This window comes from Halomonas sp. BDJS001 (assembly GCF_026104355.1).
GTDB lineage: Bacteria > Pseudomonadota > Gammaproteobacteria > Pseudomonadales > Halomonadaceae > Vreelandella.
In genome coordinates this window covers 4,946,849-4,973,483 of the sequence record NZ_CP110535.1, presented here as the reverse complement: position 1 = coordinate 4,973,483, position 26,635 = coordinate 4,946,849, and the positions used below count along the sequence as shown (strand labels likewise).

Here is a 26,635-nt window from a genome sequence, read left to right as displayed (position 1 = left end):
TCATCTCACCATCGGTTGAAAACGGCCGACCATTGTAGCGCCCAAAGCCTCGGTTATCCACACGGGTTTAGCCTTCAACGCCCACCTGTGGACAACTTAACATGAGCCTATGGGAAAACCCTGTGGAGGGGCGGGGATAACCATTAAATATGCGTCTTGCCCAAGGGTTAATCACATCTACCCAACACCTTGTTGAGGGCTTATACGGGACTTACACACAGATTATTTATAATTATAAGGCTTTGAAAAATAATAACTAAAAACACTTATCCACAAATAGTATCCCCACTATTAATAACAACAGGTTTAGAACTACTTACTAGTAATAATAGTGACTTAATTAATGGCTACTATCAGCGTATCAAGCACGCTGGCTGAGGTGTGATAACACTTTTATGCAAGGAAAAATTGCACCCAGCAGAGGAAGTCTCTACAATTTCCGGTCTTGAATTGAATCTCCCCGGCTAGTTCCTCACTGGACCGGGCTTTTTGGAATTCACTTTCCGTCCTAAACCACGTGGGAATAACGAGTTATGAAACGCACTTTTCAACCTAGCGTTCTCAAGCGCAAGCGCGCGCATGGCTTCCGTGCTCGTATGGCAACCAAAAACGGTCGCGCCATCCTCGCACGTCGTCGTGCCAAGGGCCGCAAGCGTCTGAGCGCCTGATCTCAGATTGCGTGTGCCGCAGCAAGGCTTTCCCCGGCAATTACGGTTACTAAATGCTGGGGATTTTAGTCACGTGTTTGAGCAAGCCGACCTGAAAGTGCATGGCAAAGGTATGATGGCGTTAGTTCGCCTGAGTACTCGGGGATATCCCCGCCTTGGACTAGTGGTCAGCAAGAAAAATGTTAAACGCGCCGTAGATCGCAACCGTTTCAAGCGTCTAGTTAGAGAATCCGTTCGCCTTCGTCAACATCAACTACCCTCTGTGGATATAGTGGTGCTTGCACGACGCGGTGTACAGGATATCGATAACGACACCTTACATCGCCAGTTACATGGCATGTGGAAGCGACTTCAGCGTGACGCACAGGCGGTGTCATCAGTACCAACGCCTAAGCGTGACACGTGACCTTTGGTGCACCTCTCGCCGCTCGACCTCGGCCTGCCAACTGGCAGGCTTTCGTGTGTCAAGAGTCGAGTAAATGACACTGCGCCATTAGCATGTTCACCACCCAGCGGGCAGAACCCTCATGGACGTAAAACGACTTTTATTACTGATTCCACTAGCCGTACTTGCCTACTTGCTAGTCGTCCAGTGGAATCAGGATTACGGGCAGCCGAATTACGATTCAGTGCCTGAAACGACGCAACGCAGCAATTCCGCATCTCCTGGCAATGCTGAAGATGGAGAGGGCGGCTTAGCGGTGCCGAGTACGTCTTCACAGCAGAGCGCGGTAGGTGAAGGTATTCCAGATACCGAAAGCGAGACATCCAGCCGCGACTTCGTTGCCGTGACCACTGACGTCCTCGATGTGCGTATTGATCCACACGGTGGCGACATTGTTTATGCCGCGTTACCGCAGCACAAGCTCTCCCTCGATTCAGACCGTAACTACGTGCTGTTATCGGATAACAGTAGCCGTAGCTACGTGGCTCGCTCAGGTCTTCAGCTCGATGGCCAAGCTAGCCGTATCGCATTCACACCTGAAAACTCAGAGTATCGTTTAGGCGATAACGATGACGAACTCAGCGTTGATCTAACCGCCGACGTTAACGGCGTTGAGGTGATTAAACGCCTCACCTTTGAGCGCGGTAGCTATGCGGTCAACGTTAATTACTACCTGGCCAATAACACCGACGCACCGGTGAGTGCGCGCTTTATCGGCCAGTTGGCACGCGACAATAGCCCGGATCCGTCAAGCGGTGTCTCAATGGGGATGAACTCCTATTTGGGGGCAGCTTACTCAACGCCGGATGCGCGCTACGAGAAGATCGACTTCGAAGATATTCAAAGCCATAAATTTGAAAACCGCGAAGCACAAGGCGGTTGGATAGCCATCATCCAGCACTACTTTGTATCCGCATGGGCGCCCCAGCAGGATCAACAGAACCTTTACTACGTCACCACTGACTCCAGTAACCGTAACGTAGTGGCCTTTGCTGGCCCCACCAGCTCTATTGCAGCCGACAGTGAAGCGACGCTGGGCGCCACACTTTATATGGGGCCAAAGGTTCAGGATTACCTGGAGCAAGTCGCCCCCAACCTGAAACTGACTGTGGATTATGGCTGGCTGTGGTTTATTGCAAACCCACTGTTTTGGCTACTCGATCATATCCACGACATTGTCGGTAACTGGGGTTGGTCGATTGTCCTGTTAACCGTCCTGGTTAAAACGGTACTGTTCCCGCTTTCTGCCAAAGCTTACAAATCCATGGGCAGGATGCGTAAACTCGGCCCGGAAATGCAGCGCCTGAAAGAGATGTATGGCGACGACCGGCAGAAAATGTCGCAAGAGATGATGAAGTTCTACCAGAAGGAGAAGATCAATCCACTGGGAGGCTGTCTACCTATTGTGATTCAAATGCCTGTCTTCATCGCTCTCTACTGGATGCTGCTGGAGTCGGTTGAATTGCGGCACGCACCGTTTATCTTCTGGATTCAGGATCTATCGGTGAAGGATCCGTACTTCATTCTGCCGATTCTGATGGGCATTTCGATGTTCGTGCAGCAGATGCTGAACCCAACACCACCAGATCCAATGCAGGCGAAGATAATGAAGATGCTTCCCATCATCTTTACCTTCTTCTTCCTGTGGTTCCCGGCCGGTCTGGTCATCTACTGGGTGGTCAACAACATCATTTCGGTGGCGCAGCAGTACTACATTACGCGTAAAATCGAAAATGATCCGAGTATCGGTAAGGGCATGAAAACCAAATAGTCCGCCGTTTTAATTAGCGCCTTCAGACCCCCGCCTCAAGCGGGGGTCTGGCGTTTTAAGACCGAAAAATTCACACTAGGTCGATCAATTTCGTTACCTGCCAATTTAAAAAGAGATTCACCATGGCCGAACGCCTCTATACACCTGACACCATTGCGGCGCTGGCAACCCCTCCTGGACGCGGTGGCGTGGGTATTATCCGCGTCTCTGGGCCTGCCTGCCGCGAAATCGCTCAGGCCATGGTTGGGCACTGCCCTGCCCCCCGATACGCTCACTACGGCCCCTTTCAAGGCACGGAGGGCAGCATTGATGAGGGTCTCGCCCTGTTCTTCAATGGCCCCCACTCGTTTACCGGCGAAGACGTACTGGAACTCCAGGGACACGGCGGCCCGATTATTATGGATATGTTGCTGGAGCGTTGCGTGGCATTGGGGGCCCGCCTGGCCCGGCCAGGTGAGTTTTCAGAACGGGCGTTTTTGAACGATAAGCTCGACCTGGCCCAGGCAGAAGCCATCGCAGACCTTATCGATGCCACATCACGCTCAGCGGCAGAAAACGCCGTGCGCTCACTGCAGGGCGAGTTCTCAAAGCGTGTCTCTGCACTGGTGGAGCGATTGATAGAGCTACGCGTCTACGTTGAAGCGGCGATCGACTTCCCCGAAGAGGAGATCGACTTTCTTGCTGACGGCCATGTTGCCCAACATTTAAGCAGTGTCCAGCAAGCGCTGAGCGACGTTCGTCAGGCAGCAGGCCAAGGCGCCCTGCTCCGTGAAGGGATGAGCGTGGTTATCGCGGGAAGACCCAATGCGGGTAAGTCGAGTCTGCTTAATGCACTCACTGAGCAAGATACCGCCATTGTGACCGATATCGCAGGCACCACCCGGGATGTTCTCCGTGAGCATATTCATATCGACGGCATGCCGCTGCATATCATCGACACCGCTGGGCTGCGCGATACGCCCGATGCGGTTGAGAAAATTGGTGTCGCACGTGCCTGGGCCGAGATAGACAAAGCTGACCGGGTACTGCTACTAGTTGATGCCAGCACCACGGCTTCCACCGACCCTATGACTATCTGGCCCGAGTTCGTCGCTCGCCTCCCTGATCAGCAGCGCTTGACACTCGTGCGCAATAAGATTGATACCAGCGCAGAACCCGCTGGTTTAGATTTATCCACAACGCCACCTACCGTGCGCTTATCTGCTAAAACGGGCGAGGGTGTGGATAACTTAAAATGCATTTAAAAGAGGTGATGGGCTATACCGCGACCACGGAAGGTCGCTTCTCCGCGCGACGGCGACATCTGGACGCCCTCGACAGAGCAATGACGGCGCTTACGACCGGACAGGCTCAACTAAGTGGCTACGGCGCGGGAGAACTGCTGGCGGAAGATTTGCGTGATGCCCAACAGGCATTAGGCGAGATCACCGGCGAATTCAGCGCCGATGATCTCTTGGGCGAGATTTTCGGCAGTTTTTGTATCGGCAAATAGTGCCGTTTCGTTACAACAACTACTCCCCCACCCACCAGTCCGCCTGATAGCGGCTTTTTGCACCGAATAGCGGGGTAATTTCCGTCATCGTCGCAGCCAGCCGTTCATCCAGCCCCCAGGGCGGATTAATCACCAGCATACCGCTACCAAACATGCCGTGAGCCTGCTCTCCAGGTTCGCGCAACAGTAGCTCGCTGCGCCATACCTTGCGAATCCCACTCTCCTTGAGGCTGCTTAAAAGCGTGTGATGATGGCCTGCAGGCAACAGCGGGTACCAAATCAATACCACCCCATGGCGCGCTTTATTCAGCGTATAAGCCACTGCCTTGGCAACTTCCTGATACTCCACTTTACGCTCGTAGCTAGGATCAATAAGCACACAAAAGCGTGGCGATGTGACAGGCAGCATCGCTGTTAGCCCCGTCAAACCGTCACCAAATACACGCTGTGCATGTGGCGATAACCCCTGGGCACTTAGCTGCTTATGCTCTCCGGGGTGCAGCTCAAACAGCCGCAGCTGATCCTGCTCGCGTAGAAAATAACTCAGCCACCACGGAGAGCCTGGATAGTGGGTCAGTGCCTCTGGCATGGGTTGAGCGCTTGCTAGCGCTGCTTGCCATGCGTTAAGCAGTGCATCACGAAACCCACCACGGGCTTGCCACACCGGCCATATGCCCTCGCGGTACTCCTGCAAGCGTTGCGTCTCCTGGGCATTTAGCGGATAGAGCCCTCGACCCGCGTGAGTATCGACATATGTAATAGAAGTTTTTTTACGTAACAAATAATCAATCACCGCATAAAGCGTTAGATGTTTATGTACATCGGCAAAATTACCGGCATGGTAGGCATGTTGATAAGAGAGCATGGAGACTCATCGACAAGTGAATAAAAAAGCCCGCTACGTGAGCATAGCGGGCTTGGAGAGGTAATAGCCAGGTTAAGAGACGTATTATTAGCGCTGACCATCACCGGTGGGAGTTAGCGTAATTTCTACCCGGCGATTCTGAGCGCGGCCCTGCTCATTGTCATTACTGGCAACTGGCTGGGTGGCCCCATACCCAGCAGTATTAAGACGCGAAGATGAAACGCCGTTCTGGGTTAAGTAGTTACCCACGGATTGAGCGCGTCGCTCCGACAAACGCTGGTTATAGCTCGCATCACCGGTGCTATCGGTGTGGCCTGCAATATTAACGCGGGTATCCTGATACTGGGTGAGAACATTAGCGACTTCGTTAAGAGAGCTGCGTGCTTCGCTGGTAAGGTCGGCAGAATCAAATCCAAAGGTCACACCGCTAGGCATATTAAGCACGATATCGTCGCCACGGCGATCGATCTCAATGCGCGAACCTTCAAGATTTTCACGCAACTGCTGCTCTTGGCGATCCATATAGACACCAATACCAGCACCGGCTGCAGCACCTACGGCGGCGCCGATCAATGCACGGTCGCGTCGGCTAGTGCTGCCATCGCCAGAAAGGGCACCAGCCGCTGCACCTACGGCGGCACCAATCCCAGTGCCCATCGCGGTACTAGAGCGCTGCGTTTGGCCACCATAAGGATCCGATGTGGCACAACCCACCAGTAGAATAGCGGCCGCCAGCGGTGTCAAAAGTCGAGAAATACGCATTGCTCACTCCTTGTTTATGTTCGAAACACCTTTTTATTCATCGCTGATCAATCATTACTTATCGATGCCAGCAACTCATTCAAGAATAATAGACCTTGAGGGGATGCACGCAGTTTTTCAGGCATTTGCATCAAAAGTCCTTTTTTCTCGGCGGATTGTAAACGCGCAAGTAACATTGCAGGAGCCTGTCCGGTGTTGGCTCCCCATGTATCCAAGGCAACCCCGTCAGTAAGCCGTAGCGCATTCATGGCGAACTCCAACGGCAGCTCATCGGCGTTTATAAGCTGTTTACCCGCTATAAAGCCTCGCAGATCGCCCGTGCGCTTTAAATAAGCGTCCGGCTGGCGGGTTTTCCAGCGCCGTTCAATGCGCCACTGCCCATTTTCGTCAATATAGCTAAGCTTGCCATGGGCACCCGCGCCAATTCCCAGGTAGTCACCAAACTGCCAATAGTTAAGGTTATGGCGGCTTTGATGATTGTCACTAGCGTAAGCCGAAATCTCGTAACGCTTGAAACCCGCTTGCTCCAAAAGCTGATGCCCCTTGTCCTGAATATCCCAAAGCGCCTCCTCCTCAGGCAACGCCGGAGGGTGAGAGTGAAAGGCGGTATTAGGCTCAAGGGTCAACTGATACCAGGAGAGATGTTCAGGTGCCAACGCCAGCGCTTGGTTAATATCATCCATCGCCAATTGAGGCGTTTGGCCGGGTAAACCGTGCATCAGATCGATATTAATGTTGGAAAAGCCCGCCTGGCGAGCCTGGGTGACCGCTGTGACCGCTTCATCACCGTTATGAATACGCCCTAGTGCGTGCAATTGATCGGGCTGAAAACTTTGAATACCCAGCGAGAGACGGTTAATGCCCGCTTTTCGGTAACCAATGAAACGCTCTTGCTCAGTGGTGCCTGGATTTGCCTCTAAGGTAATCTCTATACCATTGGCGAAGGGCAAACGGGCGTTGATCGCTTTTAATAATGAGTCATAAAAAGCGGGCGACAGCAGGCTGGGTGTTCCACCGCCGATAAAGATAGTCTGAATTTCCCGCCCAGCCGCGAGGACTAGATCGTTATCCAGGTCTTGTAACAACGCATCAAGATAAGCGGCTTCAGGTAAATCCCGAGGCGTAAAACCATGCGTCCCCGGCTCATGAGAATTGAAATCGCAGTACGGGCATTTACGGACACACCAAGGCGTATGGATATAGAGTGATAACGGCGGCAGCTTATCAGCCATGCGCCACCTTCAGCAGCTCAACCAAGCCTTGCAGCGCACGACCACGATGACTAAGGCGATTTTTACTTTCGCTGGGCAGTTCGGCAACACTCATGCCCTGATCAGGTAACCAAAAAAGCGGATCATAGCCGAACCCCTCCTCCCCTCGGGGATGAGCAAGAATTTCGCCTTCCCAACTGCGCTGCACAATGACCGGCACTGGATCTTTCGGGTGACGCAAATAAACCAGCACGCACCAGTAACGGCCGCTTCTCTGCCCTTCCGCATAGTCACTTAACGCGGTTAACAACGTTTGATTATTTTTCTCATCGCTCCTGGGCTCACCGCCATACCGGGCGGAATAGATACCGGGGGCGCCGTTCAGTGCGTCCACTTCCAGCCCTGAATCGTCAGCTAAAGCCGGCAATCCACTAACGCGGCTCGCTTCACGCGCTTTTAACAGGGCATTTTCGACGAAGGTTAGCCCCGTTTCTTCCACCTCGGTAACACCAAAGTCTGCCTGGGGGCGAACATCGAAGCCCAAAGGTGAAAGTAATTGATTGAATTCTCTTAATTTTCCCGAATTGCCACTGGCAAGAACAAGGGTATTGACGGCGGCCATATGTACACTCCTAACAGTAGAGAGCCAGTTTACGCGCTCATCCACCGTATCAGAAGCCATCAAAATGTTACCCAACGTATCTAAAAAGCACTTACTCCATATCCTGCTAATTAAACACGTTAATATTTGTTTTAAAAGAAATTAAAACGAATGTAAGAAAGTGAAAACAGCCTTTATCAAATATTTTTACCATATTTTTAATAACAAAACTTTACGAAACGTATCTTTTGGTCAACAATTCAATGGCTACCTGCTCACTCTTTCTCTCAACGAGGGCTCCCCAATGTCGCAGGAAAAGTCTACCGGAACGGTGTATGTCGTGACCGAAAAAAGTCCTCAAGTACAGCTGTTCGCTGAGTACTTGAACAAGCACACCGGATGTCAAATCAGTATTCACTCTCCCCACTCGGCGTTACCTATTTCCGCCACAGGTAACATGCTGATTCTTATCGACAGTGATCATATAGGGGTTGATACGCTGCCCGAGTGGCAAGATAAGTTACCTGATGCACTGACTAAAACACCTCTAGCGGCCTTCAACATTCACGATATGGATCACGCCTTGGAAGCGCTCTCGTGCGCTCAGCTAAAAGGTGTGTTTTATCGTAACGAAAGTCTTGAGGTCATCTGCAAAGGCATTCACGCGCTGTTGGAAGGAGAACTGTGGATGTCGCGCGACTTAATGGCGCGTTTGATCCTGTTCTATCGCAAATACCAAAGTAATGCTTTCCGCCCGGCCTGCGGACTCACTAACCGAGAAATGGAAATTATTTCGCTGCTTAGCGCAGGCTCATCCAATCAACAAATTGCTGAAAAGCTATTTGTAAGCGAACACACCGTTAAGTCACATCTTTACAACATTTTTCGCAAGATTAACGTTCACAACCGTATTCAAGCGCTCAATTGGATTCATCAAAACTTGGGGCCAATTTTGCCCAATATAGAAACCGCACGCAGCCTTCAGCGACATCGGTAACGCTAAAGGGTAGAGGTAACTGCTATGTCATCAATAAACCGTTTAAGCATCGGGTTTTTAACCGTGGCTGTATGGATTATGTCAGCTTCAGCACTAGCCAACGAACCGGCTGATCCTGCCGAGGCATTCCCCGCCAACGAACAAGAAGCGATTGACGCTATTAATCAGCTCTCTAGCCCAGACGGGCCTGAAGTTCGGGGTAACGCCAACGGTGGAAGTGAGCTAACCGGCGTCATGGTCGACCGAACAATCACCATGGCAGGTAAAACCTTTTATCGCGCCTTTAGCCAGCGGGCAATGGATAACCTGATTATTGGCAATGCCACTATCACTATCAATGAGCGCCCTGATGCGCGCTGGGGTAGCCAAATATGGGTGATGGAAGGCAATCGTATGTATTTCCGTACACAGCTCTCCCCAAGGATCAATGAAGCCGATCGTGCCGCTGGGGAAGCCGTGCAAACCGTCGAAGAAGCGCTGCTACGCCAACAGCTAGCCTCTGCGCTTACCTCTGACAAAGACCTGGGAAAAGAGGAGCTACGTTAATGAAAAACATAATCAAAATAACAGCTAGCAGTGCCCTGGCAACCATCATCCTGGCAACTACGCTGTCCCTAAACGCAAACGCAGGAGAACTGATTTATACACCCATCAATCCCTCCTTTGGCGGCGACCCCTTCATGGGTAGCTACTTACTGGGTAAAGCGCAGTCGCAGGATACAAACACCGATCCTAATGCCAGGGGCATTGAGTCACTCTCATCGACCGAACGGCTTATTCAAAGTCTTGAGAGTCGCTTGATATCACAATTAATCAGTGATGTTGGGGCAGGTGATGTGGGTGAAGGATCGTTCGATAGCGGAGATTTTAGCGTTGTGGTACGTGATGAAGGCGGGCAGCTCATCGTAAGAGTGATCGATAAAGTTACCGGTGATGTTACCAATATTAGCGTGGGAGGTTTATTTAACCCCTGATCTATTACCTGCTTTTTATACGAAAAAAAACTAACGGGACTATCAATCAGCCTACTTACGGTTGCGCGTCATTCAGGGGAACATTATGAAAATTATCGCTTCGCTACTCATGGTTGGTTTGCTCAGCGGCTGTGCTGGAATGGTCGCGACATCTGAAAATTTAGAAGGAGCACAAGCAACGCTCACGCCCCGGGGGGCAACCTATCAAGACTTGGTCTCTTTACCCCCACCAGCAGGACGAATATTCGTTTCAGTTTACGACTTCCGTGACCAAACAGGTCAGTACCGACCCGCCCCCGCCAGCACGTTTTCAACCGCTGTAACACAAGGTGCGGCGGCAATGCTGACTGGAGCACTAGCAGACTCCGGCTGGTTTATACCGCTTGAACGAGTAGGGTTACAGAACTTACTTACTGAAAGACGCATTATTCGCGCTGAGTTCGAGCGGTTCGGTCAGCCAGATACATTGCCATCACTCCGTGCTGCCTCTGTGATGCTCGAAGGCGGCATTATCGCCTACGAATCAAACGTGCGCACCGGTGGCGCAGGTGCTGAGTATTTTGGCATTGGCGCCTCAGGGCAATACCAAGTTGACCAGGTAACGGTCAACTTACGCGCGGTTGAAATATCCACTGGCGAAGTACTGGCTAATGTAACCACGACAAAAACCATCTATTCAAAAGAAATGCGAGCGGGCGTTTATCGTTTTATCGACTTTCGACGTTTGCTAGAAGCTGAAGTGGGACTTACCACCAATGAGCCAGTACAGCTCGCCGTCATGTCAGCGATTGAATCAGCAGTTATACATTTAGTCGCGAGAGGGGTAGAGAATAACCTCTGGAATCTGGGCAATAATGTTAATTTGCAAGATACCATCTTGGCAGATTACCTGGATGCCCCAGTGCCCATGTTGTAAACACGTTTTATAGGGGAACAAGAGTAGCAAAAAACACACACCCTTATCGCTAAAAACAACTACTTAAAACTCTATAAGTACCGGTCATGCTTTCTGCATGGCCGTTTTTTTAACTTAAGCATAAAGTTAACAATACATATTAGAAAACTCATCTTTTATTTTCCTATAAAGATGAGAAATTGCACAACAGAAATAAGAAAATATCTGATAGCGGAAATTTTCAATTGGTTCAAACTCAATACAAGAAATACAAATTGATACAAACCGTTTCAGAGGGAAATATTATGAAACTGAAGTACACCTCAACGAAGCAAGCGGTGTTAGCGACGATATTGTTGACGGCAACCCTTTCAGTTTCATCGACAATTAGCGCAGACAACAGCCGAGTTGAACAGTTTTCTAAACAAGTTGCTGCCCAACATAACCAAGGTAACTACAGCATTATCGCGCAAATTGGTAACAATAATCATACCCATGTTTCGCAATCCGCTAGTTATCAAAAGGGTAATTTCTCTAGTATCTACCAGCTAGGAAATCACAACGCAGCAACAGTCACTCAAGTGGGCGGCAATAATATTAGCAATGTCTCACAAGTAGGTAGAAATCATAAAGCAGGTATTACTCAGTCAGGTAGCGTATCAGGAGAACTAAGTTCTAATGTGCGCCAGCTTGGCAACCGGAGTGACGTACAGATTTCACAATCGGGGAGTGGCTATCGTGGCATTAGTGTTGAACAACAAGCGTTTTCAAGCAATGCACGCCCAGTCACCGTCGAAACCTACTGAGCAACAAAGGTTGTCTCAGTAATAACTAAAGCAAGCATGACATAATGGGGAAACACCATGAAAACTCAAATCACCACTCTCGCTGCCGCTGTTGCCTTTGCTATGAGTACTGCTGCTTTTGCACAGTATTCAGGTGGTAGTGACTCCACGATTTATCAAAGCGGTAATAACAATACAAATGATGTTACCCAGTGGGGATCGCAAAACTCACGCATTTATCAACAAGGCAGCTATAACTCAGCAACAGTATCACAAGATGATGTCTCCGGTGTTGCTACAACACTACCAGGCCTTAATGACTCTGGTATAGAACAATTTGGTAGCGGTAACTCGGCCGACGTTACCCAGTTAGGCACTAAGAATGACTCTACCGTATATCAAGAAACCCTCTTTAACAGCGCGACTGTTGACCAAGAAGGTTATAAAAATGTTTCAGTAGTAGAGGAAATTGGTTTCTACAATGACGCAGACATTACCCAAAGTGGTAAATTTAATGATAGCTACGCCTACATTGAAGGATTTTCCAATGATGCGACTGTCAACCAAGATGGCGCTGGGAATAAGTCTGTAGTTGAGCAAAACGGTGCTTTCAATGATGCTGAAATCACACAGACTGGCTCATATAACGATAGCTATGCTTATATGGGTGGTAACCGCAATGACGCCGTTGTAAATCAAAATGGTTACTCTTTAGAGAGCACCATTCTAGCTAATGGTGATCACAACACCTATAACGTAGCTCAGTCTGGCTATGGTCACGACTCTTATATCGAAACTCATGGCAGCTATAACAACAATGCCGTTACGCAAAGCGGTGCTTTCTGGGGTCAGCACACCTCTAGCATCGTTACCTACGGCAATGGCAACGTTAACACTGTTAGCCAAGGCCACTAAGCAAAACGGTGTTAAAATATACACCGTGTGCTCATACAAACCGCCCCACATTGGGGCGGTTTTTTATTATCCTCTACTAAAAATGGGTATTAACGAATCATCAACGTCAATGTCCCCCCTGCACCCTGAGTCGATGAACGCGACCGGTTACTGCCTTTTTGAATATCCACTTCCAGCCGCTCATCGTCACTTAACAGCTTTACCGTACCTTCAAGCTCTGTGCCAGTGAAGGTGTACTCAGCAGGTACTGTCCCGCTCTCTTCAACGTGCTCGGTGGTTTCGCCTTCGTGAGTAATCCGCCAGTGGGCGGAAAACTCGGCGCCTGGCGAACCGCTCATGGTGATATGGATCTGGGTCATGTCCTGCTCCTGAGGCGACTGTGCAGCCAGCGGCAAGCAGGCTAGCAGCCCTGCTGCGCAGATCACATATCGCCAAGCCGTTGGTCGTGTCATGAGTTTAGCTCTCAACTAACATAAGAGCCGCTCAAGGTGAGCGGCTCTTGCAGTATAGCGGGCTTTTAGTTACTTGCCGTTACATAACAGCAAAGGCTTTTTCTGCAGCATCCAGGGTGAACTGAATGTCTTCCGGCGTATGAGCGCTGGACATAAAGCCTGCTTCGTAAGCAGAAGGCGCCAAGTAAACACCGTGATCAAGCATCGCGCCAAAGAAGCGGCGGAAGGCATCCGGGTTACAGGCGGTGGCTTGAGCAAAGTTATCCACACGGCTTTGCGAGGTGAAGAAGAGCCCAAACATGCCCCCCGCCGACTGCGTCATCATCGGCACCCGTGCCGCATTGGCTCGCTCCTGAAGTCCCGTACACAGCGTGTTAACCCGCTGGGAGAGCGCATCGTGGAAGCCTGGTACCTGCAGCTTGGTCAGCAGCGCCACACCCGCCGCCATGGCCAGCGGATTACCCGACAAGGTTCCCGCTTGATAAACCGGGCCCAGGGGGGAAATATTTTGCATTATCTCGCGCTTGCCCCCAAAGGCACCCACCGGCATACCACCACCGACAATTTTTCCCAGGCAGGTTAGATCAGGCACGATACCGTAGTGGGCTTGGGCGCCGCCCAATGCCACTCGAAAACCGGTCATCACTTCGTCAAAAATAAGCACGCTGCCGTGCTCGTTACATACCCGGCGCAGCGTTTCCAAAAAGCCCGGCTGGGGTGGGATACAGTTCATATTGCCGGCAACGGGTTCAACGATAATGCAGGCAATTTGATCGCCAATCTCGCTAAAACACGCTTCTACACCTTCTGGGTCGTTAAACGACAGGGTAATGGTGTGTTCAGCCAGCGAGGCGGGCACACCCGGCGAGCTAGGTTCACCGTGGGTAAGTGCGCCGGATCCCGCTTTTACCAGCAGTGAATCGGAGTGGCCGTGGTAATTGCCTTCAAATTTAACGATCTTATCCCGGCCGGTGGTGCCGCGTGCCAGGCGTATCGCCGACATGGTGGCTTCGGTACCCGAGCTGGTCATACGCACCATATCCATGGAGGGGATCATCTCGCAGATCAAATCTGCCATGGTGGTTTCAACCGCGGTAGGGGTACCAAAGGAAAGTCCGTTATCCAATCGTGCCCGCACCGCAGCCAATACGTCTTGGTCAGCATGCCCAGTGATCATGGGCCCCCAGGAGCCGACATAGTCCACGTAGCGATTGCCTTCGACGTCAAACAGAAAGGCACCTTGAGCACGCTCCATAAAGACCGGCGGGCGGTGTAACCCCTTAAATGCCCGGACGGGTGAGTTGACCCCACCGGGGATATGGCGACTGGCAAGGTCAAATAGTTCAGCTGATGTAGTCATGGCATCCTCTCGGTCAATGGCGTATTGAAGATCAAATCAAAAACGGACAGCCCGTGAAAATCGATGTGGCAAACACTGGCCGCTGGGCGGTTGAAAGCCTTGAGACAGACTCTGCCAAGTAAAGTGCTGCGCCTGCTCACAAGCAGTTGGTAAGCGCTCACCAACAGCAAGACGAGCGGCAATGGCCGATGCAAGCGTACAGCCTGAGCCATGGAAGAGTTCGGGCAAACGCGGCCACTGCCATTGGCGAGTGGTGTCAGGCGAATGCAGGGTATGCACAACCTGCTGGTCGTTGCCGGGCAGCGGCTCATCGGTGGCAGTGACCAAAATGGCTTGGCACCCCTGTGACATTAGTACCACCGCGCGCGCCGTATCATCGAAAGGCGTATCAATGTCAGGCGTCAGCTGGGCCAATTCAGCACGGTTGGGCGTTAAGATATCCACAAGCGGTAGCAGGCGATCAATAAACAGTTGTCGTAATCCGGGTGTGGATAACTCAGTTCCGCCACCGGCCTTGAAGACCGGATCGGCCACCACGGGAATACCCGGAAAACGGCGAATAATTTGCTCCGCGGCGCGCAGGGTGGCTTCGTCAGCGAGTAGACCAATCTTAATCGCCGCGACCTGCATCTCACTAATGGCCTCGGCCATTTGGCGCATCGCGGTGGGCTCAGCAGGGATCACACGGGTCACATTGTGGCAATTTTGTACCGTCAGCGCAGTGGGGATCGTTACCGCCCAACCACCACAGGCCGCAACGGCTTCACTGTCAGCGATTAATCCAGCGCCACCCGTCGGGTCATGCCCGGCGAGCACCAATACCACGGGGGGAAGCGGTCGGCGCATCAAAAGGGCTTCACAACGGCAAGCAGAATAATCGCCACGAGCGCAATCACCGGCGCTTCGTTAAACCAGCGGAAAAACACATGGCTTTTGGTACAACGATCCTGGGCAAACTGCTTCAAATAGATCAAACAAACGTGATGATAGGCGATAAGCAGAACCACTAGCGCCAGCTTGGCATGCATCCAGCCCTGGCTAAACCATTCGGGCACCAGATAGAGCATCCAGCCCCCAAAAATCAGTACCGCAATCATCGATGGGGTCATGATGCCACGGTAGAGCTTACGCTCCATTGTTTTGAAATAGCTGATGGCCTGTTCGTCGCCGTTATCCCGCGCAGTGGCGTGATACACATATAGGCGGGGTAAATAGAACAGCGCAGCGAACCACGTCACTACGGCCATTAAGTGAATGGCCTTTACCCATAGGTACATTGTTGCTCCTTAAAGCGATGAATCCTTCTCGCGTACGTCTAGGAATTTAAAATCAAGACTTTAAAATAAGACCTTGTAAATTATCGTTTTACGCATCGGTGCCACGGGAATCGACGCCGCGTGGATCAGTGTAGTGGTAATAACGCTCAATGGCGCCACGGGTGATAATACCTGAAATACGCCGCTGCTTTGGGCGATAGCCATGAACTACGTAGAGCGCTCCCAGCGCGTCATTCTGCAGTTTTAGAAACGCTTCAGAAAGCGTCGCCTGTAACCCAATCGGCGCCAGCTCTAAACGCTGCCCAGGGATTTCCAGTAGGTCAATGAGTTCATCCCCAGGCGGATCCTCCCCCTCTAGCGCCTCATCGTGTTCAAGCAGCCAGCGTGCCAACTCTGCAGCTTTGAGCGCCAGCACCGGTTTTTGTTCGCTCGAACGCTCAATCACCAGCCATACAGGGTTAGTTTCAAGTAACTGCCGGGCCTTTTCAGGGGTAATCATGCGTTCGGTGCGAACCAGTTGGCGCTCCATCACCGCGGGCACCGAGACCCGCGAAAGTGCCTGCATCAACGGCTGCTGAAGTGGATGCAGGCCGTAGCGCACCGTGCTAATAAAAAAGCCTTCGCAACCGGTCAATTGACGTGACGTTAAACACGCCACCACCACCGCCAACATGCCAGGTAGCATAATACTCGGCGTATGGGTTAACTCCAAAAGCGCCATAAGCGCGGCCAAGGGTGCCTGGAGCACCGCTCCCATCATCGCAGCCATGCCTAGCATCGCGTAAATACCTGGGTCAGCGGCTTTCTCTGGCCAAAGCCAGCCACCCAACAGACCAAACAGCGCGCCTGTGGCAGCGCCTATCACCAGCACAGGGCCAATAATACCGATAGGCACACCGCCTGCGACAGTTAGCGCCGTAATCAGCAGTTTGATGATCATCAGCGCCAGCAGCACTTTAATTTCCAACTGATTATTGAGCGCGGCCGCTACGCTGTCATAGCCGATGCCTTGAACCTGGGGGAACCACCAAGCCACCACACCCGTCGCTACACCCACCAATCCCAGACGCATCCAAAGTGGCCACTGCATAATCCGCTGGCTGCGAGAAATATGAATAAACAAGCCTGCGAGTAGGCCAATCACAAGCCCCGTCATGACAATCCAAGGCAAGTTGATCAATGAGCCTAGTGCAATCTCAGGGATACGGAAGGCGGGCTCATTGCCATAAGCCAACTGCGCCATCAGCGCCCCCATGGTGGAGGCCAATATCACCGGCATAAAGCTCATCAAGGTGTACTCCATCATCACCACTTCCATAGCGAAAATGACACCCGCAATGGGGGTATTAAAGGAAGCGGAGATGGCGGCTGCAGTCCCGCATGCAACCAGTACCCTGAGACTGTTATTAGGCAGGCGCATCTGCTGGCCAAGCCCGCTGGCCGCCGCTGCCCCCAAGTGAATCGCCGGCCCCTCACGGCCAGCGGAGAGGCCACCCAGGACGGATATGACACCGACCCACCACTGGTTGAGCCAGTTGCGCAGGGGAAAACGGCCTTGGTGGTAGGTAAGCCGCTCGATCACATGGCCAACACCCAGTTTACGCGCCGCCGGTTTTTGCCTGTACAGCAGCACTCCCACTAGCGTTACTGCCAGCATGGGCAACAGCGCGCGCAGCCACGGTGCCATGCTTTCAAACGCTTCTGGGTCACCATCGGTCATGTAGAGCGCGGCGCCCGCTTCCAAAAGCAGCCGAAACGCTACCATCACAGCGCCGGTAATAACGCCTGAGACCAGCCCCAGCACACATAGCTGCGGAAGGGCGTCGACGTTGGCCAGCTGGCGACGAAAACTCTCTAAGGTAAAATCCGACAGGGAAAAACGCGCCACAGCGACCTTCCTGATGATGAGTTCTAGTGTTCTTATCTCTCTACTCTCTTGTGTATCATAGACTGCTAAGCTTCGACAGCGTGCAGCAATCCGCTTAGGCTGTATAACTGAAGCGAATGTGAAAACCGTTCTGCGTAACCCGCAAGGAGTGATTTGTGATTAAGGTCGGCATTGTTGGCGGTACCGGGTATACCGGCGTTGAGTTACTGCGGCTACTCGCCCAGCACCCCCAGGTCAACGTCGCCATGATTACCTCGCGCTCGGAAACCGGCGTCAAAGTGTGCGATATGTACCCCAACCTGCGCGGCCATTACGACACCCTGGCGTTTAGCGAGCCGGATGCAAAACAGCTGGGTGCTATGGATGCGGTGTTTTTTGCCACCCCCCACGGCGTTGCCCACGCTCTGGCGGGGGAGTTACTCGACAACGGCACACGAGTGATCGATCTGTCAGCCGACTTCCGGCTGCGCGATGCCGACGAATGGAGCCACTGGTACGGCCAGGCCCACGGCGCCCCGGAACTGTTGCAAGAGGCGGTTTACGGGCTGCCGGAAATGCACCGGGAGAAAATCAAAAACGCACGCTTAATTGCGGTTCCCGGTTGCTACCCCACCAGCGTTCAGTTGGGCTACCTGCCGCTTCTGGAAGCGGGTTTGATCGACCCAGGCCAACTCATTGCTGACTGCAAATCCGGCGTCACCGGGGCAGGCCGTGGCGCTAAAGTAGGTTCACTGCTCGCTGAAGCCAGCGAGTCGATGAAGGCCTACGGCGCCTCGGGCCACCGCCACCTGCCGGAAATCAGCCAAGGACTTAAGGATATCCAGCAATCCGCGGTTGGCTTGACCTTTGTCCCCCACCTAACGCCGATGATTCGCGGTATTCACGCGACACTCTATGGTCAGCTAACCGCTGATCCCGGCGATCTGCAGGCACTCTTTGAGCAGCGCTATGCCAATGAACCCTTTGTCGATGTAATGCCTGTGGGAAGCCATCCTGAAACGCGCAGTGTCAAAGGCATCAACACCTGCCGTCTGGCCGTCCACCGGCCTAACAATGGCAACACGGTGGTCGTGCTATCAGTGATCGATAACCTGGTCAAAGGCGCTTCGGGCCAAGCGATCCAAAACCTCAACCTGATGTTTGGCTTTGAAGAGAATACTGGGCTCACTGCCCCAGCCCTGATGCCTTAAACACTTCACCAAAACCAGCAGGCAGAGGGCAGCTCAGAGAGGAGGTCATTTGCCAAGGAAGGCAAATGTAGCGTCCATGGAAGGATTCACAGCGCCTCCTCGGCGAGCTGCCCTCTGCTTGATATACCAACACAATAGTTGACCAATTTGCTGGGAATTACCCATAATCACCCCCCAATGCCGATTTATTCGTTCTTAAAGCTCGCGGGAGGTACCCATGAGCGGTGCAGAAGCCTTTGTTCCTACCCCTCTACTGCTCTCTGATAGCGCACGCAAACGTATTAATGCGCTGATTGCCGAAGAGAATAACCCATCCCTCAAACTGCGGGTCTACGTGACCGGTGGCGGCTGTTCAGGTTTTCAGTACGGTTTCGACTTTGCTGATAACGTCGCAGACGATGACACCGTTATTGAGTTCGGTAACGCTGCCCTAGTGGTTGATCCCCTCTCCTACCAATATTTGGTCGGCTCCACCGTCGACTACGAAGAGGGCCTGGCGGGCGCGCGTTTTCGCGTTCAAAACCCCAATGCCACCACCACCTGCGGCTGCGGCGCCTCCTTTATGGTCTAAACAGCTATGGTCTAAACAGCGTTGGCCCGCAGCGCGCCCCGTGACTTGACGCCCTGACGGTTTCTCGCCAAGGTTTATAGGTCAACAATGGCTTAAATAGCGGTTTATGAAGAGCATCAAACGGTGTAAACCGCTTTGCAACCCGCAAATAGCCACACAAAGCACGGGGAAACTTATGAAAGTAGCACTACCTCTCAGCCTAACCAAAACAACGCTGGCGCTCGCACTGGGATTGGGCAGCGCCACTGCCGCCATGGCCCAAACACCATCGGTGAACGTGGCCACTGACCCAAGCTTTGTGCCTTTTGAAATGATGGATCAAGAGACCGGCGAAATGGTCGGTTTCGATATGGACATCATCAACGAAGTTGCCGAACGGGCAGGTTTTGAAGTCAACCTCACCACCATGGAATTCTCGGGCATTATTCCCGCCGTGCAAACCGGCAGCCAGGAGATCGCCATTGCCGGTACTACCATCACCGAAGAGCGTGCGGAAGTCGTCGACTTTTCTGACCCCTATTACGACTCGGGGTTGAGAATTATCGTGCGTGCGGATAATGACGATGTTGAGACCCTGGAAGACCTAGAAGGCCTTAGCGTCGCCACTAAGATCGGCTCCACTAGCTACGACTTCCTTCAGCAAGAGCTAGGCGATGATGCTGAGATCACTCCCTACCCCGCCACCGCCGATATGTACATGGCGCTGTTAGGCCGTAACGTCGACGCCGTGCTCTATGACGCACCTAACGTCGCCTACTTCTCGCAGACCCGTGGTGAAGGCCGTACCAAGGTCGTTGGCCCGCTTTACGAAGGCCAACAGTACGGTATTGTTTTCCACAAAGGCAGCGAGTGGGTAGAGCCTACCAACGAAGCGCTCGCAGCGATGAAGGAAGACGGTACTTACGACGAGATCTACACCAAGTGGTTTGGTGAAGCGCCCAGCGAAGAGTGAGTGTAAAAGCTCAGCAATAGCGTAACGCCATTACAGGGCCGGGTGGCCACAACCCCCGGCCCTGCTGCGTTTCATATGTGTTTTTTGTCATCTGTTTTTTTGTTTCAGGAGTCTACGCGTGGACGTCAATTTTCAGTTTGATTGGTCAGCGGCGATTGGGTCTATCCCTTACCTGCTGCCTGGTATTCCCTGGACGCTACTGATCTCGTTTGGCGGCTTGGCCATAGGTTTCTTTATCGGCATCTTCTTTGGCCTGTTACGCATCAGCCCGCTACGCTGGTTACGCTGGCCAGCCATTATCTATGTTGAGGTGTTTCGCGGCACGCCTATTCTGGTTCAGGTGCTGTTTATCTTTTATGGCTTACCGCAACTACTGGGCGGCCCCATTAACGCTTTGGTCGCAGGTATTGCCGCCATTGCGGTGAACTCCGGCGCCTATATCTCGGAAATTGTCCGCGGCGGCGTCCAGTCGATCGAACGCGGCCAAGGTGAAGCTTCGCTCTCCCTGGGGCTCTCCCGGAGCCAGGCGTTTCGCTATGTGATCTGGCCCCAGGCGTTTCGGCGCATGATTCCTCCCCTGGGTAACCAGGGCATCATCAGCATCAAAGACACCTCACTGTTTTCAGTGATCGGCGTCGGTGAACTGGTGCGTCAGGGACAAATCTACATCGCCACCACCTTCACCGCCCTTGAGGTCTACTTTATGGTCGCCCTGATGTATCTGGCGATCACCTGGACGCTCTCCATCATCCTGCGCCAACTTGAGCGCAGAGGCCTGGCCGGACAATAAGGACACGTGCAATGAACGAGACATTGAACAACACAATGCAACCGATTGTGCGTATGCAGCAGCTCAACAAGCACTTTGGCAACCTGCACGTACTCAACAATATTGATCTTACGATTGTGCCCGGTGAAGTGGTGGTGATTATCGGTGCCAGTGGTTCAGGCAAATCCACGCTCATTCGCTGTATTAACGGTTTGGAAGAGTTCCAATCCGGCAGCCTGGTAGTCGATAACAATGAGCTACTGCCCCATGGCAAGAGCACTAAAGCACTGCAAACTATCCGCACCGAAGTCGGCATGGTGTTTCAGCAGTTCAACCTCTTTCCTCACCTCAGCGTGATCGACAACGTCACTCTGGCACCAATGAAAGTGCGCGGTTTAAGCCGAGAAGACGCGGTCAGCAACGCTAAGCGCCTGCTTGACCGGGTGGGAATCGCCGATCAGGCCGAAAAGTACCCCAGCCAGCTCTCAGGCGGCCAGCAGCAGCGTGTCGCGCTGGCTCGCGCCTTGGCCATGGAACCCCGCCTAATGCTGTTTGACGAGCCCACATCAGCGCTTGACCCGGAAATGATCGGTGAAGTGCTGGATGCCATGCGCGAGCTGGCCAAAGAGGGCATGACCATGGTGATTGTCACCCATGAGATGGGCTTTGCTCGCGAGGTTGCCGACCGGGTGATTTTTATCCATAAAGGCGAAATTACTGAGCAGGGCCACCCGGAAAAACTGTTCGATTCACCTCAACACGAACGCACGCAATCCTTCCTGGCGCGGGTACTCAAACATTAAATTGCCCCCCTTCCAAGCTATAAAAGACCCACCTATTCGCGCTGAATGACGCTTGTTTACTGGCCTGTCGACACGACAGGCCATTTTTTTGCCTGTGGATAACCTTTTTTTACATTGATCAGCTTTCGCTCTGTAACGCCTACCATAGGAGTCTCTTAGCGTTAGCTCCCCATCAAACGGTGGTTGTTCACAGCTGCGGTAACAACCCAGGTACTGGCCGGTGGATAAGCCGTGCTCAATGCCATCTGTGGATAAGGCACTATTCCATCCACAGGCTTATCACCCTTTCTGCCCAGGCACTCCCGCTTTCAAACATGTAGAAGTCAACAATATAAGCTACTGAAATAATTAAAAATAAATCACTTATGCACAGAAATTGTCCACACTAGTAATTACAACATCTACAGAACTTCTCTTATTTTATATTTATGTTGTTATTAATAGAGGCTGTTTGGTGAATTGAGGTGTGGAAAAACCTGACGGTTACCCACAGGGGGTTTATACTTGCCGCCTCATTGATCTAAGGTGGCTGGGTCTAAACCGACTGCACTGGCCACATCATCCGTGCCGAAGGGCACAAGACGAGGTGTCTCTTGAATTACCCCGACCGCTTTGACGTGATTGTCATCGGCGGTGGCCATGCGGGAACCGAAGCCGCACTGGCCTCTGCTCGCATGGGCTGTCAGACCCTGCTGCTCACCCACAACATCGAAACCCTGGGCCAAATGTCGTGTAACCCTGCGATTGGCGGGATTGGCAAAAGCCATTTGGTCAAGGAAATTGATGCCCTGGGCGGCGCCATGGGGCTTGCCACGGACTTGGGTGGCATCCAGTTTCGCGTGCTCAACGCCCGTAAAGGGCCTGCCGTTCGGGCCACCCGTGCCCAGGCTGACCGCATTCGTTACAAAGCGGCGATCCGCGGCCTGCTGGAAAACCAGCCCAACTTGACGATCTTCCAGCAGGCCGCTGGCGACCTGATTGTGGATAACGACACCGTACGAGGGGTCGTCACGGAAACCGGTATTCGCTTTCATGCCGACAGCGTCGTGCTGTGTACCGGCACGTTTTTGGGTGGCGTGATTCACATTGGTCTGGATCAAAGCAAGGGGGGGCGCGCCGGTGATCCGCCTTCCAATGCGCTGGCCGAACGGCTGCGCGCTCTGCCATTTCGCGTTGATCGTCTGAAAACCGGCACACCACCGCGGATTGATGCCAAAACAGTGGATTTTTCTCAGCTGGAAGAGCAGCCTGGTGATAGCCCTACGCCGGTGATGTCCTACCTGGGAACGCGGGAAATGCACCCTCAGCAGGTGAGTTGCCATATTGCTCACACCAATCAGCAGACTCATGATCTGATTCTGGCCAACCTTGACCGCTCGCCGATGTATTCCGGCGTCATCGAAGGAATCGGACCACGCTACTGCCCGTCGATTGAAGACAAGGTTCATCGCTTTGCCGATAAATCCAGCCACCAGGTGTTTATCGAACCCGAAGGCTTGGATACCCATGAGCTCTACCCCAACGGCATATCGACTTCGCTACCCTTTGACGTACAGATTCAGGTGGTGCGTTCCATTAAAGGCCTGGAAAACGCCCATATCACCCGGCCTGGCTACGCCATTGAGTACGACTTTTTTGATCCACGGGACTTAAAACACTCGCTGGAAACTAAATTTATCCACAACCTGTTTTTTGCTGGCCAGATCAACGGCACCACCGGCTACGAAGAAGCTGGTGCCCAAGGTTTGCTGGCAGGCCTGAACGCTGCACGTCGCTCTATGGAGCTCGATGCCTGGTATCCCCGCCGCGATGAAGCCTATCTCGGTGTGCTGGTCGATGACCTGATCACCATGGGCACCAAAGAGCCCTACCGGATGTTTACTTCTCGTGCGGAGTACCGCTTGCTGCTACGGGAAGACAATGCCGATCTGCGCTTGACCGAAACAGGTCGTGAGTTGGGCCTGGTTAACGACACTCGCTGGGCTGCGTTTAGCCAAAAACGTGAAGCCATTGAGCAAGAAACCGCGCGGCTGAGCACCCTGTGGATACAACCGGGAAGCCCAGCGGCGCAACAAGTGGCGGAAAAAACCGGTGCACCCCTTACCCGCGAGTATCGGTTGAGCGATCTGCTAAAACGTCCTGAACTGAATTACAGTGATCTGGCCAATCTACCCGGTATCGAGGGCACCCTGGTTAGCGATCCGGCCGTTGCCGAGCAAGTGCAGATTCAGGCTAAATATCAAGGCTATATCGATCGTCAGCAGGATGAGATCGATAAACTCAAACGCCACGAAGCTACGCCACTGCCTGCGGAGCTGGATTATTTAAAAGTGGAAGGTCTGTCTAACGAAATTCGCCAAAAGCTGGCTGAAGCACGGCCGGAAACCCTTGCTCATGCGGCGCGGATTTCAGGCGTTACCCCGGCAGCCGTCTCTATTTTGCTGGTGCATCTGAAAAAGCGCCGGTTGGTAGCAGCAGCTGAGGTAGTTAACGGATGAGTTCGTTGAACCCGCTGTTGAAGACGCTACCTGCAAGCGTTGCTCCTCGGCTCGATCAAGGGCTTAGCCAATTAGGTATTCCCGTTGACGACCATCAACGCCAACAGCTGCTAGGATTATTGGCACTGTTGCACAAGTGGAACCGGGCTTATAACCTCACAGCGGTACGCGACGTTGAAGACATGGTCTCGCGCCATGTGCTGGATAGCGCCGCTGTGTTGCCCTATGTGCAGGGGCCCCGGCTACTGGATGTAGGGGCGGGCCCTGGACTTCCTGGCATCGTGTTAGCGATATTAGCCCCCCAGCTTGATGTGACGCTGCTGGACAGTAATGGCAAAAAGGTGCGCTTTCAGCGCCAGGCGGTGATGGAACTGGGGCTTGAAAACGTTACCCCCGTCCAGGCACGGGTGGAACAGTTTGAGGCCGCCGCTTTCGATCAGGTAATTTCCCGGGCCTTTGCCAGTTTGGTCGACTTTGTCACCCTGACCCGCCAGTTACCCAGCGCCAACGGCCAGTGGTTAGCCATGAAAGGCCCGGGAGCGGATGATGAACTGCGCGACCTGCCTGCGGGAATTTGTTTACACCAGCGTCACCTATTGGAAGTACCCTTGAAGCGGCCCAGCGGCAGTTGCTGATCTTGGATGTTAAAAGCTAAATGCGAAAGCTGAACGTTGATTCTGACCCCAGAAGGAGTTGAGTAAGTGAGCCAGATCATTGCCCTGACCAACCAAAAAGGCGGCGTGGGCAAGACCACCTCAGCCGTTAACCTGGCGGCCAGTCTCGCTGCGCTCGACCGTCGCGTACTGCTGGTGGATCTTGATCCCCAAGGCCATGCCAGCATGGGCAGCGGCATCGATAAATACGAGCTCGATAAAAGCGTGCTTGATGTGCTACTGGGCGAAGCAACGGCCACTGATACCATTGTCAAAAAGCTGGCGGTCAAGTACGACGTGCTACCGGGAAACGGCGATCTCACCGCCGCTGAAGTCGAACTTTTAGACCGCGAAAAAAGTGAAAGCTGCTTAACCACTGCGCTTGCTTCGGTCTCAGATGCGTATGATGTCGTTCTGATCGATTGCCCGCCCTCTTTGAACATGCTGACCGTCAATGCGTTAACGGCGTCGGATAGCGTGCTGATCCCTCTACAGTGTGAGTTCTATGCACTGGAAGGGCTATCGGCACTGCTCGATACCGTTGAGCAGATTAAGCAAAATGTGAATCCTGATCTGGCGATTGCAGGCATTTTGCGCACCATGTACGACAAGCGCACCAGCCTAACCCGGGAAGTGGATAAGCAACTGCGTGACTATTTTGGCGATATGCTGTTAAAAACGACCATCCCGCGTAACGTGAAAGTTGCTGAAGCACCAAGCCATGGGCTGCCCGTGACGCAATATGCCCGGTTCTCCCGGGGTAGCCAGGCCTATCGTGTGTTGGCGAAAGAGATGATTCGTCGCCTAGCGTTATAAAATGAGGAAAAGCGAATGACGCGTAAACCCGCGCTGGGACGTGGCCTGGATGCCCTGATTGGTGCCGGTGCCCGTCGCCGTGACAGCTTAGAACTTGCCGGTAGCGGCACCCCGTTGGAGCTTACTGACGCCGCGCGTAGCGCCGCGACCGACGACGTTAGCGAAGATCGCCTTGAACGCCTGCCGCTAGGGCAATTAACCCGTGGTAAATACCAGCCGCGTCGGGATATTCAGCCCGAAGCGCTAGAAGAACTGGCGGACTCCATTCGCGCCCAGGGCGTTATGCAGCCCATAGTGGTGCGCCCCATCGGCGTCGATCGCTACGAAATTATTGCCGGTGAGCGCCGCTGGCGGGCAGCTCAACTCGCCGAGCTCGACGTTATCCCCGCGGTGATCCGCGAAGTCAGTGATGAAGTTGCTTTGGCGCTGGCGCTGATCGAAAACATTCAGCGTGAAAACCTCAATGCCATTGAAGAAGCCATGGCCCTAAAACGGCTGGGTGAAGAGTTTGAGCTTACCCAGCAGCAGATTGCGGATGCGGTGGGTAAGTCGCGCACCCAGGTGGCTAACCTTCTAAGGTTGCTGGCGCTGGATCCCGAAGTGCAAACCCTGCTTGAACGCGGTGACCTGGATATGGGCCACGCACGGGCGTTACTGACGCTGAACAGCACTCAACAGCGGCAAGTGGCTCACGAGGTGGTCAATAACGACATGACCGTGCGGGCCACCGAAGCGCTGGTGAAAAAAGTCCAAACCAGCCAAGCGCCGACTAAAACGCCTAGCCGGCAAATCAAACAGCCCGATGTGGCAAAGCTTGAAACCCACCTTGGCGAGCTGCTCGGGGCGCCTGTATCCATTGATCATGGGCAAAAAGGAAAAGGTAAATTAACGATACGTTATACAAGCCTTGAAGAATTGGATGGCATTTTAAATCATATTAAATAGCAAGCTATTCAATATCGCGTAAGAAGTTGGCATGTTTTCCCTCTTTGGTCGCAATTAGACCCTTTAACGGGCAAAAACGG

General features: G+C 52.9%; 26 protein-coding genes and 2 pseudogenes. 19 read left to right on the top strand and 9 right to left on the bottom strand.

All coding sequences use genetic code 11. From position 1 onward, the window contains the following. Positions 1 to 533: 533 nt before the first annotated feature. The 4 genes and pseudogenes from rpmH to mnmE all read left to right on the top strand — a co-directional run bounded on the left by rpmH (position 534) and on the right by mnmE (position 4,376). Complete coding sequence (rpmH, locus tag OM794_RS23215) at positions 534 to 668, top strand: 50S ribosomal protein L34 (RefSeq protein ID WP_088698236.1); 135 nt, start codon at positions 534 to 536, stop codon at positions 666 to 668. Between the two features lie 13 nt (positions 669 to 681). Next, a complete protein-coding gene (rnpA, locus tag OM794_RS23210; RefSeq protein WP_226248897.1) occupies positions 682 to 1,074 on the top strand; it encodes a ribonuclease P protein component in 393 nt (130 codons plus the stop codon). A 121-nt stretch (positions 1,075 to 1,195) separates the two neighbouring features. Next, complete coding sequence (gene yidC / locus OM794_RS23205; protein ID WP_226248899.1) at positions 1,196 to 2,884, top strand: membrane protein insertase YidC; 1,689 nt, start codon at positions 1,196 to 1,198, stop codon at positions 2,882 to 2,884. A 122-nt stretch (positions 2,885 to 3,006) separates the two neighbouring features. Further along, positions 3,007 to 4,376 (top strand): annotated as a pseudogene (gene mnmE / locus OM794_RS23200) (tRNA uridine-5-carboxymethylaminomethyl(34) synthesis GTPase MnmE). A 19-nt stretch (positions 4,377 to 4,395) separates the two neighbouring features. Here the strand turns inward: mnmE and OM794_RS23195 are convergent. From OM794_RS23195 to rdgB, 4 genes are all read right to left on the bottom strand, one after another. Further along, entirely contained in the window at positions 4,396 to 5,241 is an 846-nt protein-coding gene (locus OM794_RS23195) for a 23S rRNA (adenine(2030)-N(6))-methyltransferase RlmJ (RefSeq protein ID WP_226248910.1), read from the bottom strand. A gap of 87 nt (positions 5,242 to 5,328) precedes the next feature. Next, positions 5,329 to 6,003: an OmpA family protein gene (locus OM794_RS23190; protein WP_226248913.1), complete on the bottom strand. Its 675-nt coding sequence runs from the start codon at positions 6,001 to 6,003 to the stop codon at positions 5,329 to 5,331. Between the two features lie 47 nt (positions 6,004 to 6,050). After that, positions 6,051 to 7,235, bottom strand: a complete 1,185-nt coding sequence (hemW, locus tag OM794_RS23185) for a radical SAM family heme chaperone HemW (RefSeq protein ID WP_226248921.1) — start codon at positions 7,233 to 7,235, stop codon at positions 6,051 to 6,053. Further along, complete coding sequence (rdgB, locus tag OM794_RS23180) at positions 7,228 to 7,836, bottom strand: RdgB/HAM1 family non-canonical purine NTP pyrophosphatase (protein ID WP_226248928.1); 609 nt, start codon at positions 7,834 to 7,836, stop codon at positions 7,228 to 7,230. Before rdgB ends, hemW begins: the two co-directional genes overlap by 8 nt. Positions 7,837 to 8,119: 283 nt before the next feature. On the opposite strand from rdgB, the gene OM794_RS23175 reads away from it, so the two are divergent. The 6 genes from OM794_RS23175 to OM794_RS23150 all read left to right on the top strand — a co-directional run bounded on the left by OM794_RS23175 (position 8,120) and on the right by OM794_RS23150 (position 12,381). Beyond that, positions 8,120 to 8,812: a response regulator transcription factor gene (locus OM794_RS23175; protein ID WP_088698244.1), complete on the top strand. Its 693-nt coding sequence runs from the start codon at positions 8,120 to 8,122 to the stop codon at positions 8,810 to 8,812. Positions 8,813 to 8,836: 24 nt separating this feature from the next. Further along, complete coding sequence (locus tag OM794_RS23170; RefSeq protein WP_226248930.1) at positions 8,837 to 9,358, top strand: curli production assembly/transport protein CsgE; 522 nt, start codon at positions 8,837 to 8,839, stop codon at positions 9,356 to 9,358. Then, entirely contained in the window at positions 9,358 to 9,786 is a 429-nt protein-coding gene (locus OM794_RS23165) for a curli assembly protein CsgF (protein WP_226248933.1), read from the top strand. The genes OM794_RS23170 and OM794_RS23165 overlap by 1 nt, the downstream gene beginning before the upstream one ends. A gap of 85 nt (positions 9,787 to 9,871) precedes the next feature. Then, a complete protein-coding gene (locus OM794_RS23160) occupies positions 9,872 to 10,702 on the top strand; it encodes a CsgG/HfaB family protein (protein WP_226248935.1) in 831 nt (276 codons plus the stop codon). A gap of 284 nt (positions 10,703 to 10,986) precedes the next feature. Beyond that, positions 10,987 to 11,487: a hypothetical protein gene (locus OM794_RS23155; protein ID WP_226248937.1), complete on the top strand. Its 501-nt coding sequence runs from the start codon at positions 10,987 to 10,989 to the stop codon at positions 11,485 to 11,487. A 57-nt stretch (positions 11,488 to 11,544) separates the two neighbouring features. Next, positions 11,545 to 12,381: a curlin subunit CsgB gene (locus OM794_RS23150; protein WP_226248939.1), complete on the top strand. Its 837-nt coding sequence runs from the start codon at positions 11,545 to 11,547 to the stop codon at positions 12,379 to 12,381. 89 nt (positions 12,382 to 12,470) lie between these two features. Here the strand turns inward: OM794_RS23150 and OM794_RS23145 are convergent, their stop codons facing one another. From OM794_RS23145 to OM794_RS23125, 5 genes are all read right to left on the bottom strand, one after another. Next, positions 12,471 to 12,833, bottom strand: coding sequence for a hypothetical protein (locus OM794_RS23145; RefSeq protein ID WP_226248940.1), 363 nt, complete (start codon positions 12,831 to 12,833; stop codon positions 12,471 to 12,473). Between the two features lie 79 nt (positions 12,834 to 12,912). Further along, positions 12,913 to 14,193 (bottom strand): glutamate-1-semialdehyde 2,1-aminomutase, encoded by a 1,281-nt coding sequence (hemL, locus tag OM794_RS23140; protein WP_226248942.1) that lies wholly within the window; start codon positions 14,191 to 14,193, stop codon positions 12,913 to 12,915. Positions 14,194 to 14,229: 36 nt separating this feature from the next. Beyond that, a complete protein-coding gene (gene thiD / locus OM794_RS23135) occupies positions 14,230 to 15,039 on the bottom strand; it encodes a bifunctional hydroxymethylpyrimidine kinase/phosphomethylpyrimidine kinase (protein ID WP_226248944.1) in 810 nt (269 codons plus the stop codon). Continuing rightward, entirely contained in the window at positions 15,039 to 15,470 is a 432-nt protein-coding gene (gene hemJ / locus OM794_RS23130; RefSeq protein WP_226248947.1) for a protoporphyrinogen oxidase HemJ, read from the bottom strand. The genes thiD and hemJ overlap by 1 nt, the downstream gene beginning before the upstream one ends. An 88-nt stretch (positions 15,471 to 15,558) precedes the next feature. Beyond that, positions 15,559 to 17,358, bottom strand: coding sequence for a chloride channel protein (locus OM794_RS23125; RefSeq protein WP_226248949.1), 1,800 nt, complete (start codon positions 17,356 to 17,358; stop codon positions 15,559 to 15,561). A gap of 155 nt (positions 17,359 to 17,513) precedes the next feature. Here OM794_RS23125 and argC point away from each other — a divergent pair, with 155 nt between their 5' ends. The 9 genes and pseudogenes from argC to OM794_RS23080 all read left to right on the top strand — a co-directional run bounded on the left by argC (position 17,514) and on the right by OM794_RS23080 (position 26,555). Further along, positions 17,514 to 18,548 carry an N-acetyl-gamma-glutamyl-phosphate reductase gene (gene argC, locus OM794_RS23120; RefSeq protein WP_226248951.1) on the top strand — a complete coding sequence of 345 codons (1,035 nt, stop codon included), beginning with the start codon at positions 17,514 to 17,516 and terminating at the stop codon, positions 18,546 to 18,548. A 217-nt stretch (positions 18,549 to 18,765) separates the two neighbouring features. After that, positions 18,766 to 19,119 carry an iron-sulfur cluster insertion protein ErpA gene (erpA, locus tag OM794_RS23115; protein ID WP_144810096.1) on the top strand — a complete coding sequence of 118 codons (354 nt, stop codon included), beginning with the start codon at positions 18,766 to 18,768 and terminating at the stop codon, positions 19,117 to 19,119. Positions 19,120 to 19,294: 175 nt separating this feature from the next. Continuing rightward, positions 19,295 to 20,071: a transporter substrate-binding domain-containing protein gene (locus OM794_RS23110; RefSeq protein ID WP_088698254.1), complete on the top strand. Its 777-nt coding sequence runs from the start codon at positions 19,295 to 19,297 to the stop codon at positions 20,069 to 20,071. A 118-nt stretch (positions 20,072 to 20,189) separates the two neighbouring features. Continuing rightward, positions 20,190 to 20,861 carry an amino acid ABC transporter permease gene (locus OM794_RS23105; RefSeq protein ID WP_226248953.1) on the top strand — a complete coding sequence of 224 codons (672 nt, stop codon included), beginning with the start codon at positions 20,190 to 20,192 and terminating at the stop codon, positions 20,859 to 20,861. An 11-nt stretch (positions 20,862 to 20,872) separates the two neighbouring features. Continuing rightward, the gene (locus OM794_RS23100) at positions 20,873 to 21,643 is read left to right on the top strand and encodes an amino acid ABC transporter ATP-binding protein (RefSeq protein WP_264167823.1); all 771 of its coding nucleotides are present in this window, start codon (positions 20,873 to 20,875) and stop codon (positions 21,641 to 21,643) included. A gap of 593 nt (positions 21,644 to 22,236) precedes the next feature. Beyond that, entirely contained in the window at positions 22,237 to 24,141 is a 1,905-nt protein-coding gene (gene mnmG / locus OM794_RS23095) for a tRNA uridine-5-carboxymethylaminomethyl(34) synthesis enzyme MnmG (protein WP_226248955.1), read from the top strand. Then, positions 24,138 to 24,796 (top strand): annotated as a pseudogene (gene rsmG, locus OM794_RS23090) (16S rRNA (guanine(527)-N(7))-methyltransferase RsmG). The gene mnmG and the pseudogene rsmG overlap by 4 nt, the downstream one beginning before the upstream one ends. A 46-nt stretch (positions 24,797 to 24,842) precedes the next feature. Further along, positions 24,843 to 25,610 (top strand): ParA family protein, encoded by a 768-nt coding sequence (locus tag OM794_RS23085; protein ID WP_226248965.1) that lies wholly within the window; start codon positions 24,843 to 24,845, stop codon positions 25,608 to 25,610. A 15-nt stretch (positions 25,611 to 25,625) separates the two neighbouring features. Continuing rightward, a complete protein-coding gene (locus OM794_RS23080; protein WP_226248967.1) occupies positions 25,626 to 26,555 on the top strand; it encodes a ParB/RepB/Spo0J family partition protein in 930 nt (309 codons plus the stop codon). Positions 26,556 to 26,635 lie beyond the last annotated feature (80 nt).